The organism is Streptomyces sp. NPDC034049 (genome assembly GCF_055575575.1).
In genome coordinates, this window is sequence record NZ_JBVISJ010000009.1 from 244,440 (window position 1) to 258,032 (window position 13,593).

A 13,593-nucleotide genomic window follows, 5' to 3' on the forward strand; every position below is an offset into this window, starting at 1 on the left:
GGCTCAGCCCTCGATCCGGATGGCCTGGAGCGGGCAGACGTCGGCGGCTTCCTCGACCTCGTCCAGGAGTGCGTCGTCGGGGTCGCTGACGTAGCCCAGGCGCCCGTTCCCGTCGAGCTGGAAGACGTCGGGGGCGGCGAAGACGCACTGTCCGTGGTCCTGGCACTTGTTCATGTCGACGACGACCTTCATGGCCGGTCCTCCTGAGGTGTCTCGTTTGACTCCAAACAACATAGGAAGCGGCTCACCCCTGGTCAATACCTGTCCAGGTGGATAATTTTTTGGCCGGGACCCCTTGCGGGCCGCTGTACCCGTTCCTATCGTTTGGCACCAAACAAACGGCCTCAGTCGTCGAGGAGACAACGGTGAGCGCATCCGAAACACCGGCCGTCAGGCAGCACCAGGAGCGGCTGGCCGCCGAGGGCATCGACGTGGTCCGGGTGACGTATCCCGACCTGATCGGTACCGACCGGGCCCGGGACGTGCTGCTCGACCAGTTGCCGACGGCCTGCGAGCACGGGCTCGCCTTCTGCCGGGCGGTCTACCACACCTCACCCCAGGGGGACGTCGTCCCCGTCGCCGGCGGTCTCGACGCGGGCCTGCCCGACATCCATGTGCGCCCCGACCTCGACACCCTGCTCGCCCTGCCCTGGGAGCCCGGCGTCGCCACCTGCCTCGGCGAGAGCATCGACCCCGCGACCGGGGCACCCGCCCCCGAATCGCCCCGCGACCTGCTGCGCTCGGTGCTCGCCCGCTGCTCCGAACAGGGCCTGCGCCCGGTGGTCGGCCCCGAACTCGAATACTTCCTCTGCGACGCGGACCCGGCGTCCCCGACCGGCTGGACGCGCTACTCGGGCGCCACCGGCGCGGTCTACACCGCCGGCCTGCGCGCCGACCCCGACAACCATCTGCTGCGCACCCTGCGCCACCTCCGCGACCTGCGCATCGGCGCCACAGGCGGCAACCACGAGTTCGACGGCGGCCAGTTCGAGATCAACCTGACGCACTCGGACGCCCTCTCCGCCGCCGACCGCTCCTTCCGCTTCAAGGCCGCCGTCAAGGAACTCGCCCGCAGGGAGGGCCGCCTCGCCACCTTCATGGCCAGGCCCTTCAACGACGCCGGCGGCTCCGGCTTCCACCTCCACCTGTCCTGCGACGACGAACAGGGCCGCAACGCCTTCGACGACCCCGCGGGCCGCCACGGACTGTCCGACACCGCCCGCCACGCCGTCGCCGGGGTCCTCGCCCACGCGCCGGCGCTCGCCGCCCTCGCCAACCCGACCGTCAACTCCTACAAGCGCTTCGGCCCCGACACCCTCGCGCCCTGGCTCATCGACTGGGGCATGGACAACCGCAGCGCCATGGTCCGCATCCCGCCCGAGCGCGGCGCCGGCGCCCGCCTCGAACTGCGCCTCGGCGACGCCGGCGCCAACCCCTACCTCCTGATCGCGGGCACGATCGCCGCCGCACTGCTCGGCGTCCGGGCGGGCGAGGACCCCCCGGCCCCGCTGGAGGGCTACGGCTACGACACCGCCAGGTCCGCCGTGCTGCCGATGAACCTCTCCGCCGCCCTCGACGCCCTGGAGGCGGACACCGACCTCACCGAGATCCTCGGCAAGGCCTTCACCACCTCGTACCTCAGCTACAAGCGCGACGAGGTCGAACGCTTCCAACGGCACGTCACCGACTGGGAGTTCACCGAGTACGCCTACCACCTGTGACGCCTGGGAGCACCCCCATCATGACCGCTTCAGCCCGCCCCGCCTCCGTGCGCGAGGCCGTGCAGGAACCCATGCCACTGGACGACGTGGACCTCGCCGACCTCGACAACTTCACCGACGGCGTCACCCCGTGGCGCATGTTCCACACCCTGCGCCACCGGGACCCGGTCCACTGGCAGCCCGAGGAGGCCCTCAACTCCGGCTTCTGGGCGGTCACCCGGCACGCCGACATCGCCCGCGTCGACCGTGACGCCGACACCTTCACCTCGACGAGGTTCGTCAACCTGGAGGAGGTCGACGAGGACCAGATCAGGACCCGCGCCTCCATCCTCGAACTGGACGGCGTCCGCCACCGCGCCCTGCGCAGCGTCATCCAGCGCCAGTTCGGCGCGAGCGTCATCAACAGCTACACCGACTTCCTGCGCGGTCTGACCGCCACCACCCTCGACGCGGCCCTCGCCAAGGGCACCTTCGACTTCGTCGCCGACGTCTCCGCCGACTTCCCCATCAACGTCCTGGCCCGCCTGCTCGACGTCCCCCCGGAGGACAACCAGCGGCTCATCGACTGGGGCAACCGCATCATCGGCAACACCGACCCCGACTACGCGGACGTCCTGCTGAACAGCGCCGAGAGCGAGCAGTACCGGCACCTGCCGTTCCGCTCGCCCGCCTCCCTCGAAGTCTTCGAGTACGGCCGCGAACTGGCCCGGCAGCGACGCGGCGGCGACGGCACCGACCTGGTCTCCCGGCTCGTCAACACCACCCCGCGCGACGGAGTCCCGCTCTCCGCGCAGGACTTCGACAACTACTTCCTGCTCCTGGTCGTCGCCGGCAACGAGACCACCCGTCACACCATCACCCACTCCATGCTGGCCCTGCTCCAGCACCCGGAGCAGCTCGCCCGCCTCCAGGAGGACCCGTCCCTGATCCCGGTGGCCACCGAGGAGTTCCTGCGCTGGGCCTCGCCCGTCTACCACTTCCGCCGCACCGCGACCCGTGACGTCGAACTCGGCGGCAAGCGGATCAAGGAGGGCGACAAGGTCGTCATGTGGTACGCCTCCGGCAACCGCGACGAGGAGGTCTTCGGCAACCCGTACGACTTCGACGTCGCCCGCGCCGACAACGACCACGTCACCTTCGGCAAGGGCAGCCCGCATCTGTGCCTGGGCAATCTGCTGGCCCGCACCGAGATCCGCATCATGTTCGAGGAGCTGATCCCACGCCTCGCCGACATCCGCCTCGTCGGTGACGTCCCGCGTGTCCGCTCCAACTTCGTCAACGGGATCAAGAAGCTGCCGGTCGAGGTCACCCTCGCCTGACAGACGTCCGGGCACCGGTGGGTCCCGCTGGCCGAAGGGGCCGGCGACGAGCGTGATCAGCCGCCGCGAGACGGCCCGGGAGGCGTCCTCCGTGACCGCGTGGGTGCCCGTCCCGCCGTTCTTCGCGGTGCCGTCCTGCACCACCATGCGCGCTCCTACCGTTCGAAGGTCGGACGCCGGGTCCCGCCAGGCCGCAGCCCTGGAGGTGCTCACGGGTGCGTACGGCGGCGATGGGCAGCGGTACCCGCCGCCGTACGCCACGTGCCCCGTGTCGAGGCAGAGGACGGTGTACCGCGAGTCGGACTCGTTCAGGAACCGCTCGATCTCCGGCTGGTCCTGACTACGGAGCCGCCCCGAGCGATGTCGACGGGTATGTCAGGACGTCTCGACACGTCGTCGGGCGGCGGTGCGGTCCCCACCCGACCGGAGCGGGCACAGGATGTCGGGTGGGGCGGGGTGGCCGCTTCCTAGCGTGGTGGTCGAAAGGAAGGAGGCCGGGGTGCTGGAGCGGCTCAACCAGGCCATGGAGCACATCGAGCGCCATCTGGATCAGTCGATCGAGGTGGCGGACCTGGCGCGGATCGCGGTGACGTCGGAGTACCACCTGCGGCGGCTCTTCTCCGCGCTCGCGGGCATGCCGCTGTCGGAGTACATCCGACGGCGGCGGCTGACCGTGGCCGGTGCCGAGGTGCTGGTCCATGAGCGGACCCTGCTGGAGATCGCGGTGCGCTACGGCTACGGCTCGGGAGAGGCGTTCGCGCGGGCGTTCCGCGCCCTGCACGGCGTCGGCCCCGGGGAGGCCCGGCGGACCGGCGCGAGTCTGCGCTCGCAGCCCCGGATGTCCTTCCGCCTCGTCGTCGAAGGGAGCAGCAGCATGCGGTATCGCGTCATGGACAAGGAGGAGTTCCGGGTGGTCGGGAGGAAGACCCGTGTCCCGCTCGTGCACGAGGGGATGAACCCGGCCATCGTCGACTTCATCCGGGGCCTCGGACAGGAGACGCTCGACCGGATCGAGAGCCTGTCCGACCAGGAACCGAAGGGGATCGTCTCGATCAGCGACAATCTCGACGCCGGCCGGGCCGAGGGCACCGAACTCGACTACTTCCACGGAGCGGTGACGCGAGCCGCCGCGCCCGAGGACATGGACGAGCTGGTCGTCGAGGCCGGGACCTGGGCCGTGTTCGAGAACTCCGGGCCCTTCCCGCAGGCGCTCCAGCATCTGTGGCGGGACGTGTTCACCCAGTGGTTCCCGTCCAACCCGTACCGGAGCCGCCCGGGGCCCGAGATCCTGCGTACCAGGATCTCGCCCGACGCGGCGCAGGCCGACGCGGAGCTGTGGATCCCGGTGGAGCGGACCTCTCTCTGAGCGCCGGCGCGCGGCGACTTCACCCCGCCGCGCGCCTGCCCCCGTCTCTCGTCCGCCGCTGGCGTGGAACGGCGGCGACCTGAGGCGGGGGCATGAGGGCGATCGTCGTGGGGGCGGGCATCGGCGGACTGGCGGCCACCCTGAGCCTGCGGCGCGCCGGGTGCGAGGGCGCGGCCCAGGCACCGGTCGACGCGGCCGTGCTCGGGGCCGTCTCGCCGGTACGACACCTGCCGACGTGCCCGACGCGTTCGACCGGTACGTACGCCGCCGGCTCTCCGCCGCCACGAAGGCGCAGACCGGTCCCGCGCGGGCGGGGGAGGACTACCACCTGCCGGACGGACCGGCGGCCGACGCCCGCGACGCCCGTATGGCCGCGCAGGCGGCGGAGCACGAGTTCGGCCCCCACGCGGGCACCTGAGGCGTCGACGCGTTCGAGGAACCGTCGGCGTAAGGGCCCGAGAGGCTGGTCGGGCCCGAGGGACCGGTGGGGCCGTGCGGGAGCGGCACGGCGCCCTGGGCACCGCCCGCGCGAAGAAGGTCCTCGGGAAAGAGCTGCCCTTCGTGGGGGAGGAGCCGGACACGGAGGACCACGACGTACGACCGCCTCGGCCGGGAACATGATTCCGGCCGAGGCGGTCGTGAGTCCCGCGAAGCCGCCGAGTCCCGGGACGAGCCGGGCAAGGGCCGTCCCGCCGGGACGGCGTGAGACGCGAGTGGAGCGGGGGTCCTGGACCGTCAGGTCGCGGGCTTCCAGCCCGGGAGCGTCGGCAGGACCTTCTCGGCGACGCGGAACAGCGCCTCGTCGTCCGGTCGCTGGGAGTCCTGGCGGTAGATGACGAGTTCGAAGGTGCTGCCGCTGTCCTTCGGGTCGGTCGCGACCAGCAGCTGCCGGGCGACGCCGCCGGGGCCGGACTGCGCGTCGCTGCCGTCGAGCCGGAACGAGATGGAGATGGTCCGACCCGAGGACAGGGCCGCCGCATGCCCGAGGACCTTCCTGGTCTCGACGTCCGCCCCCAGGTAGGCGACCGACTCGGCGACCGGGAGATCCTCGGACGACGCCGACAACTCGACGGTGTACGTGTCGAGTTCGACCCTCGCCTCGGGGGTGACGGTCTTGGTGCCGTCGAACCAGGTGGACTCGTTGTCGCTGCCCGACGCGGTCACCGCCTGCTCGGTGGGTGTCCCGAGGAGCTTCGGCAGGTCGGAGCGGTTCAGGGCGGTGCACAGCCGCGCGCCCGAGACCTCGGCCCGGGTCGCCGGGGAGGCGTCGTCCGAGGAGGAGCAGACGGCCGGCTCCAGGGTCTCGGGGGTCGTGTCGAGGAGGTCCGCGAGCAGCCACATCCCGCCCAGCAGCACACCGACGGTCGCCACCGCCGAGACCACCTGGGCCGCCGTCCCCATCTCCTTCGGCGGACCGACGCGCGCGTCCGTGCGCGGGCCCGGCTCCGCATCCGCTGTCGAGTCCGCTCCGGAAGCGGCCGAATCGTCGATCATGTCCCCGTGCCCCCACCTTTGATGTGCACACGCCTGACGCGCGCCGGGGGAGCCTAACCGCTGATCGCCGGGAGGGGAAACGGGATGTGGCACGTGCCCTTCCCGTCGGCCCCGGACCCCGCTGAGCAGGCGTGAAGAAGGGCCTCGCAGGGGAGACCGAGACCCTGTGCGCCCGCCGCTCGCGGGCGTCGTCGCGGTCCCCGCGGCCCTCCGTGAGTGGAAGAACCTGGAAGGAAGAACGTGAAACGAGGCAGCGGTACGGCCGAGCAGGGCTCCCTCGGCGTCGCCGCCGTCGGCACCGGCCGGATGGGCGCCGACCACGCGCGCCGGATCGCCGAGGTGATCAGCGGCGCCCATGTGGCCGCCGTCGTGGATGTCGACACCGGCCGCGCCCGGGCGGTCGCCGTCGGCATCGCGGGATGCGCGGCCTACGACGACCCCGCCGAGGCCCTCGCCGCACCGGGCGTCGACGCCGTCCTCGTGGCCTCACCGGGCCCCGCGCACGAGGCGGCCCTGCTCGCCGCGTTCGCCCACCACCTGCCCGTCCTGTGCGAGAAGCCCCTCACCCCGGACACCGCCTCCGCGCTCCGGCTGCTGGAGGCGGAGCAACGGCTGGGCCACCGCCGGGTGCAGGTGGGGTTCATGCGCCGCTACGACCGTGAGTACGTCAAGCTCAAGGCCCTGCTGGACAGTGGCGACCTGGGCCGGCCGCTGCTGCTGCACCACCGGCACCGCAACGCCGCGCCCCCGCCCGGTTTCACCGACGCCATGGCCGTCAACGACTCCGTGGCCCACGAGATGGACATCACCCGCTGGCTGCTCGGCCAGGAGATCACCGCCGTCACCGTGCTGCGGCCCCGCCCCTCCGCGCACGCCCCCGCCGGCCTGAGCGACCCGCAGCTCGTCGTCTTCGAGACCGACGGCGGCGCGGTGGTCGACGTGGAGATCTTCCTCAGCGCCCGCTACGGCTACCAGGTGCAGGCCGAGGCCGTCTGCGAGGACGGCACGGCCCGGATCGGCGACGGACACGACATGCTCGTCAACGCGGCGGGCCGCTGGGGCGGCACGGTCACGCCGAGCTACCTCGAGCGGTTCGAGGACGCCTACGACCGACAGGTCCAGGCCTGGGTGGACGCCACCCGGCGCGGCGAGGTCACCGGGCCCAGCACGTGGGACGGGTACGCCGTCGCCGCGATCTCCGAGGCGGGCGTCCGCGCCCAGACCGAGGGCGTCCGCGTGGAGGTGGAACTCGCCGCCCGCCCCGCCCTCTACCGCTGACCTCCGGCACCCGGGCGATCGCCGGCGCTTCCACCACCTCAGACATGTGATGTATCACCTCGGAGGAACCAGGGATTTACCCACCAAAACACCCAACTGACCTTTCTTTCCAGGTGTATTCATCACTGCGCAACCGTTGACAGTGGTGGTCCCCATGCGTGACGTTCGTGGCTATGTCGCAATCGATCAGCAGGCGCACGTTACTGGTCGGCGCCACGGCCGTCGCGGCGGCCGCCGGTGCCACCGACGCGTTCGCGGCCGGCGGTTCCCCGACCGCCCCGAGGGCCTACACCCCGACCTGGGACTCCGTGAACCGGCACCCCGCCGCCCCCGAGTGGTTCCGGGACGCCAAGTTCGGCATCTACTTCCACTGGGGGGCGTTCAGCGTCCCGGCGTACGACAGCGAGTGGTACCCGCGCAACATGTACGCGCCGGACCAGCGGGCGAACCGGCACCACATCGCCACGTACGGGGACCCCGCCGACTGGCCGTACCACCACTTCATCGACGGCGCCGACGACCTCGCGGGCCGCCATGTGGAGTTCGCGCCGAAGCTGACGTCGGCCGGCGGGAACTTCGACCCCGACGCCTGGGCCCAGCTCTTCGTGGACGCGGGCGCGCGCTTCGCCGGACCGGTCGCCGAGCACCACGACGGCTACTCGATGTGGGACAGCCGGGTCAACGAATGGAACTCCGTGGCCAAGGGGCCGCGCCTGGACCTGCTGAAGCTCTTCACCGACGCCATCCGCGCCAGGAAGCTGAAGCTCCTGGTCGCCATGCACCACGCGTACAACCACACCGGATTCTTCGAGTTCGCGCCCCGGCAGTCCGACCCGAGCCTCAAGAAGCTGTACGGGCAGCTGGATCCCGAGACGCAGAACCAGCTCTGGTACGACAAGCTCAAGGAGGTCGTCGACCGGTCCCGGCCCGACATCCTGTGGCAGGACTGGCGGCTCGACCACATCGACGAGACCCAGCGGCTGAACTTCCTGGCGTACTACTTCAACCAGGCCGACAAGTGGGGCAAGGAGGTCGTCGCCACCTACAAGGACGGCTTCAACAGCCACGGTTCCGTCTTCGACTACGAGCGCGGCGGCCCCGCCGACCTCACCGCGCCCTACTGGCTGACCGACGACAGCATCTCCGACTCCAGCTGGTGCTACACCGAGGGCATCGGCTACTACTCGCTCGCGCAGATGCTGCACTCGTTCGTCGACCGCGTCAGCAAGAACGGCACCGTCCTCCTCAACATCGCCCCCATGGCCGACGGGACGATCCCGCGGGGTCAGCGCGACCTCCTGCTCGGCATCGGCGACTACCTGAAGCGCTTCGGCGAGTCGATCTACGGCACCCGCGCCTGGACCGCGTACGGGGAGGGCCCGACGAAGATGGGCGGCGGCTCCTTCACCCGGCCCACCGCCGGTACCCCGCGGGACATCCGCTTCACCCGCGACAAGGCGGGCACCGTCCTGTACGCGACGGTCCTCGGCTGGCCCGGCGACTCGCTGACGCTCACCACCCTCGGCTCGGACCGGATCGACCTGGACTCGCTGGCCTCGGTCCGGCTCCTCGACTCCACCGCCGGCACGTACATCGACCTCGACGCCCCGGTCCAGGAACCGACCGGCCTGACGGTGGCCCTCCCGCCCGCGGCCCCGTTCGAGGCCCCCGCGTACGTCCTCAAGTTCCGTTTCCGCGGCCGGATCCCGGTCCTGCGGCCCCTCACCGGCGCCCTGGTCTTCGAGGACGCCCACTTCCGCGGCGACAGTGCCGTCCTGGCCCTCGGCGACCACTCGGCCGAACAGCTCGGCCTCTCCGGCATGCCGCCGGGCGCCCTCTCCTCACTGAAGCCGGCCCCGGGCCACGAACTGGTCGGCTACTCCGGCGACGACTTCACCGGCACGTCGTGGACCTTCACCGCGGACACCGCACGGGTCCGGCACCGGATCACCTCGCTGAAGGTGAGGCTCGCCCCGTCCGCCTGGTTCCGGATCACCAATGTCACCAACGGCCTCGCCCTGGACGGCGGGGGAGACGTCCCCGCCGGCGCCGACCTCCGGCAGGGGACCTGGGACGGCTCCGCCCGCCTCCAGTGGCACGCCGTGTACGTCGGCGAGGGCCACTACAAGCTGGAGAACCGGGTCAACGGCATGGTCGCCGACGGAGGGGGCGCCACCGGCGACGGTGCCCCCGTGCGGCAGGCGGTGTGGGACGGCCGCACCGACCAGCAGTGGCTGATCGTCCACCGGGGCGACGGCCGCCACTCCCTCGCCAACCGCACCACGGGACTCGTCCTCGACGGCGGCGGGAACGTCTCGTCCGGCGCGGTCGCCAAGCAGTGGTCCTGGGGCACCAGCACCAACCTGCTGTGGACCTTCACCGAGGTCTGACGCCCGCCGACGCCCGCCGACGCGCGTTGACGCCCGCTCACGCCCGGTCCGTCAGATCCAGCAGCACCTTGGAGGCGACCGTACGGTCCCGCGCGGTCTCGAAGGCGGCCACGGACCGCTCCAACGGGAAGGTGTGCGTGACGACCGGGTCGACGGGGAGGCCCTGGGCCAGCAGGGACAGGGCCTCGTCGAACTCGGTGTCGAAGCGGAAGGAGCCGCGCAGCTCCAGCTCACGGGTGACCGCCACATTGCCGAGCAGGCCGATCTCCCCGGGCGGCAGCAGCCCGAGCATGACCACGGTGCCGCCCCGCCGCGCCCGCTCCACACAGCCGCGCAGCCCGGCCGGCGCCCCGGACGCCTCCACGGCGACGTCGAAGACACCGGCCCAGTTCGGGTCGGCGGGCCGGTCCGCCCGCACGGTGGCGGTCGCGCCCACCGCGGTCGCGATCCGCAGCGGCTCCTCGTGCAGATCGGCGGCGACGACCTCGGCGGCGCCGGCGTGCCGCAGCGCCGCCACCACCAGACAGCCGATCGGGCCCGCCCCCGTGACCAGGACCCGCTTGCCCCGCACCTCGCCCGCCCGGCGCACGGCGTGCAACGCCACCGCCAGCGGCTCGGCGAGCACGGCACGGCGCAGGTCGAGCCCGGCCGGCAGCTCGCGGACCTGACCGGCGGGCACGCTGAGACGCTGCGCGAACCCGCCCTGCACATGCGGGGTGTGGGCCGCGCTGCCCAGATAGCGGGTGTGGGCGCAGACGTTGCGGGCGCCCCGCGCGCACTCCGGGCAGACCCCGCACGGCGTGGCCGGATGGATCGCGACCGGCGCGCCCACCGGCGGGGTCTCAGGCCCCTCGACCCCGGGACCGAGCGTGGCGACATGGCCGACCACCTCATGACCGAGCACCATGGGCTCGCTCACCGCGAAGTCGCCCACCCGGCCCCGGTGGTAGTAGTGCAGATCGGATCCGCAGATCCCGCCGAGCGCCACGGCGACCTCGATCTCGCCGGGCGCGGGACCGTCGTGGGGCCGCTCCTCGATCCGCAGGTCACCGGCTCCGTGGACAACACACGCGTGCATGGGGCTCCTTGGGGGATCGGCAGGGTCACAGGACGGACAGCATGCCGCCGTCGACGTACAGCAGCTGCCCGTTCACGAAGTCCGAGGCGGGGGAGGCGAGGAAGAGCAGGGCGCCGACGAGGTCCTCGACCTTCCCCCAGCGGCCGGCCGGGGTTCGGCCCCGCACCCAGGCGCTGAACTCCTCGTCCGCGACCAGCGCCGAGGTCAGCTCGGTGTCGAAGTAGCCGGGGCCGATGCCGTTGACCTGGATGCCGTGCGGTCCGAGGTCGGCGCACATGCCCTTGGTGAGCATCTTCAGACCGCCCTTGGTCGCCGCGTAGGGCGCGATGCCGGGGCGTACCGCCTCGCTCTGTAGCGAGCAGATGTTGACGATCTTGCCGTGGCCCCGGGGGACCATCCGGCGGGCGACCTCGCGGCCGACGAGGAAGGCGCTGGTGAGGTTGGTGTCGAGCAGGGTGTGCCAGTCCTCGTCGGTGAAGTCGAGGAAGGGCGCGCGGCGTTGGGCGCCGGTGTTGTTGACCAGGATGTCGACGGGGCCGGCCCGGTCCTCGATCCGGGCGACGGCGGCGGCCACCGAGGCGGGGTCGGTGACGTCGAAGGCCTCCGCGAGGACCGCCTCGCCGAACGTGCCGGCCAGCTCCTCGCGGGTGCTCTCCAGGGCGACCGTGTCCCGGCCGTTGAGGACGACCGTGCAGCCGGCCTCCAGAAGGCCGACGGCCAGCGCGCGGCCGATGCCCCGGCTCGACCCGGTGACCAGGGCGACCTTTCCGGTGACGTCGAAGAGGGGGTGGCTCGTCATACGCGATTCTCCCTGTTTTCCCACTGAGTGGAAAAGTTATCTGCTCAACGGAAAAGCATCGTGGGTGCGGCGGCCGGTCGCTGTCAACCGTGGAAGGCTTTTCCACTCAGTGGTAACTTGCCGCCGTGAGTGGCAGCGAGGTACCCACGGACGTGGTCGGACGGGCGGTCAGGCTGCTGGTCCTGGTCGGCGAGCACCCGCACGGGATCACCCTGTCCGCACTGGCCCGCGCCGGCGGCGTCCCCGTCAGCACGGCCCACCGGCTGGTCAACTCCCTCTGCCGCGAGGGCCTGGTGGAGTTCGAGGCCGACGGCAAGCGCTACAAACCGGGTCTCGGACTCTTCCGGCTCGGCCAACAGGCCGGACAGGTGTACGGCTTCGCCGGCACCGCCCTCCCCGTGATGCAGCGCGTGACCCGGCAGACCGAGGAAGCCACCCTGATGTCCGTCCTCGACGGCACCCGGCACCTGTACGTGCACTATGTGGACGGCCCCCTCCCGGTCGGCGTCCGCAGCGACCCGGGCCACCACGGCCCGCTGCACTGCACCTCGATGGGCAAGGTGCTGATGGCCTTCGCCCCCGCCGACGTACGCGCCGACCTCCTGGACCGCGTCGAACTCACCCCGTACGGACCGAACACCGTCACCGACCGCGACGAACTGCGCGCCCACGTCGCCCGCGCCGCCGAACTCGGCTACGCCACGGCCGACGAGGAGCACCACGCCGGCCTGCGCGCCGTGGCGGTGCCGATCCTGCGCCCCGACGGCACCGTCTTCGCCGCCCTCTCCACCGCCGCGCCCGCCTTCCGCCGCGACCTGGACGACCTGGTCGCCATGGTGCCGCTGCTGCGGTCGGCGGCGGCCGAGCTGGGCGTCCGGCTGCCCGCCCGCTGACGCACCCTCCCCACGGGCTCCGGGACGGGGGATCCTCACTCCCGAGGGCGCCCGACCGCGCCCGGCCGGGAGGGGCGAGGGCATGGGACACCGCGAGGGACACCGGACGCACGCGCTCGACGGGAAGACCGCACTGGTCACCGGGGCCGGCACCGGCATCGGCCGGGCGACGGCCCTGATGCTCGCCGAGGAGGGCGCGACGGTGGTCCTCGCCGGACGGCGGCCCCACCTCCTGGACGAGGTGGCCGTCGCCGTCACCGACGCCGGGGGCACGGCGCTCGCCCGCCCGACCCATGTCGAGGACGCCGACGACGTGGCGGAGCTGATCCGCTGGACCCGGGACACGGCGGGCCCCGTCGACGTCCTCGTCAACAACGCGGGGGTGGCCGGCCGGGTCGGCGACGTCCGCCGGCTCGGCGAGGACGAGTGGCACGCCGTGGTCGACGTCAACCTCACCGCGGTCTATCTGCTGGTCCGGGCCGTCCTCCCGGACATGCTGGAGCGCGGAGGCGGCTCGATCATCACGATCTCCTCGCTCGCCGCCGTACGGCCGACGCCCCTCGGGGGAGCCCCGTACGGCGCGGCCAAGGCGGGCGTGCGCAACTTCATGACCTACCTGCGCAACACCTACCGCGACGACCTCGTCCGTGCCACCTGCGTCCTCCCGGGCGAGGTCGACACCTCGGTCCTGGACAGCCGCCCGGAACCACCGAGCGCGGAGCGACGCGCCGCCATGGTGCGACCGGAGGACGTGGCCCGCGCCGTACTGCTGTGCGCCACGCTCCCCGCGCGCACGGTCGTCGAGGAACTCGTCATCGCCCCTACGGTGTCGGCGCGGACCGGGGGCCGACCGGCGTCAGAGCCGCCGCGGCCGTCTTGAACAGCGGCTGCTTCGAGGCGGGATCCCAGGCGGTGAGGGTGGTCTCGTTCGCCGCCCGGGGCGGTGACTTCTCCTCGGGACCCACCCCGGACGGGGTGTCCCAGCAGCCGTAGTGGAACGGCACGAACAGCACACCGGGGCGTACGTCCGTCAGCCATAGCCGCCCGCGCAGGGCACCCCGCCGGGTGCGCACCTCCACCGGCTCGCCCTCGCCGAGCCCGAGCCGTCGCGCGTCGGCCGCCGAGGCCTCCACCCACACCTCCGGCTCCTTCGCCACGTCACCATGCCCGCCTCCCGGCGACCGCCGTCACCACGCGGAACCGCGCGCTCCGCAACCGGGGCGGGTACCCGGCCGCGGCGTCGGCTGACGGAGGA

The 13,593-nt window shown here is 72.2% G+C and carries 12 protein-coding genes and 2 pseudogenes; 8 read left to right on the top strand and 6 right to left on the bottom strand.

Annotated elements, in window-relative coordinates; translation table 11 throughout:
* Window positions 1-3 precede the first annotated feature (3 nt).
* Entirely contained in the window at window positions 4-192 is a 189-nt protein-coding gene (locus ACZ52C_RS26035; RefSeq protein ID WP_469077017.1) for a ferredoxin, read from the bottom strand.
* A gap of 173 nt (window positions 193-365) precedes the next feature.
* On the opposite strand from ACZ52C_RS26035, the gene ACZ52C_RS26040 reads away from it, so the two are divergent.
* On the top strand, window positions 366-1,721 hold the full coding sequence (locus ACZ52C_RS26040; protein WP_469077018.1) for a glutamine synthetase family protein: 1,356 nt from the start codon (window positions 366-368) through the stop codon (window positions 1,719-1,721).
* A 20-nt stretch (window positions 1,722-1,741) separates the two neighbouring features.
* On the top strand, window positions 1,742-3,040 hold the full coding sequence (locus ACZ52C_RS26045; protein WP_469077019.1) for a cytochrome P450: 1,299 nt from the start codon (window positions 1,742-1,744) through the stop codon (window positions 3,038-3,040).
* Window positions 3,041-3,283: 243 nt separating this feature from the next.
* Here the strand turns inward: ACZ52C_RS26045 and ACZ52C_RS26050 are convergent.
* A pseudogene (locus ACZ52C_RS26050) lies at window positions 3,284-3,379 on the bottom strand (2-keto-myo-inositol dehydratase); the annotation flags it as partial.
* 160 nt (window positions 3,380-3,539) lie between these two features.
* On the opposite strand from ACZ52C_RS26050, the gene ACZ52C_RS26055 reads away from it, so the two are divergent.
* Together ACZ52C_RS26055 and ACZ52C_RS26060 are read left to right on the top strand one after the other, a co-directional pair.
* Window positions 3,540-4,406, top strand: coding sequence for an AraC family transcriptional regulator (locus ACZ52C_RS26055; RefSeq protein ID WP_469077165.1), 867 nt, complete (start codon window positions 3,540-3,542; stop codon window positions 4,404-4,406).
* Between the two features lie 235 nt (window positions 4,407-4,641).
* Window positions 4,642-4,824: a hypothetical protein gene (locus ACZ52C_RS26060; RefSeq protein ID WP_469077020.1), complete on the top strand. Its 183-nt coding sequence runs from the start codon at window positions 4,642-4,644 to the stop codon at window positions 4,822-4,824.
* A gap of 317 nt (window positions 4,825-5,141) precedes the next feature.
* On the opposite strand, the gene ACZ52C_RS26065 is transcribed toward ACZ52C_RS26060, so the two are convergent.
* Complete coding sequence (locus tag ACZ52C_RS26065; RefSeq protein ID WP_469077021.1) at window positions 5,142-5,900, bottom strand: DUF6215 domain-containing protein; 759 nt, start codon at window positions 5,898-5,900, stop codon at window positions 5,142-5,144.
* Between the two features lie 240 nt (window positions 5,901-6,140).
* On the opposite strand from ACZ52C_RS26065, the gene ACZ52C_RS26070 reads away from it, so the two are divergent.
* Together ACZ52C_RS26070 and ACZ52C_RS26075 are read left to right on the top strand one after the other, a co-directional pair.
* Entirely contained in the window at window positions 6,141-7,178 is a 1,038-nt protein-coding gene (locus ACZ52C_RS26070; RefSeq protein ID WP_469077022.1) for a Gfo/Idh/MocA family protein, read from the top strand.
* Window positions 7,179-7,351: 173 nt separating this feature from the next.
* Complete coding sequence (locus tag ACZ52C_RS26075; RefSeq protein WP_469077023.1) at window positions 7,352-9,568, top strand: alpha-L-fucosidase; 2,217 nt, start codon at window positions 7,352-7,354, stop codon at window positions 9,566-9,568.
* Between the two features lie 37 nt (window positions 9,569-9,605).
* On the opposite strand, the gene ACZ52C_RS26080 is transcribed toward ACZ52C_RS26075, so the two are convergent.
* Both ACZ52C_RS26080 and ACZ52C_RS26085 read right to left on the bottom strand, forming a co-directional pair.
* On the bottom strand, window positions 9,606-10,646 hold the full coding sequence (locus ACZ52C_RS26080) for an L-idonate 5-dehydrogenase (RefSeq protein WP_469077024.1): 1,041 nt from the start codon (window positions 10,644-10,646) through the stop codon (window positions 9,606-9,608).
* Window positions 10,647-10,671: 25 nt separating this feature from the next.
* A complete protein-coding gene (locus ACZ52C_RS26085) occupies window positions 10,672-11,445 on the bottom strand; it encodes an SDR family oxidoreductase (RefSeq protein WP_469077025.1) in 774 nt (257 codons plus the stop codon).
* A 125-nt stretch (window positions 11,446-11,570) separates the two neighbouring features.
* On the opposite strand from ACZ52C_RS26085, the gene ACZ52C_RS26090 reads away from it, so the two are divergent.
* Window positions 11,571-12,338: an IclR family transcriptional regulator gene (locus ACZ52C_RS26090; RefSeq protein ID WP_469077026.1), complete on the top strand. Its 768-nt coding sequence runs from the start codon at window positions 11,571-11,573 to the stop codon at window positions 12,336-12,338.
* 82 nt (window positions 12,339-12,420) lie between these two features.
* Window positions 12,421-13,218 carry an SDR family oxidoreductase gene (locus tag ACZ52C_RS26095; RefSeq protein ID WP_469077027.1) on the top strand — a complete coding sequence of 266 codons (798 nt, stop codon included), beginning with the start codon at window positions 12,421-12,423 and terminating at the stop codon, window positions 13,216-13,218.
* On the opposite strand, the pseudogene ACZ52C_RS26100 reads toward ACZ52C_RS26095, so the two are convergent.
* A pseudogene (locus ACZ52C_RS26100) lies at window positions 13,160-13,483 on the bottom strand (molybdopterin dinucleotide binding domain-containing protein); the annotation flags it as partial. The gene ACZ52C_RS26095 and the pseudogene ACZ52C_RS26100 sit on opposite strands and share 59 nt — an antisense overlap.
* Window positions 13,484-13,593: the final 110 nt, after the last annotated feature.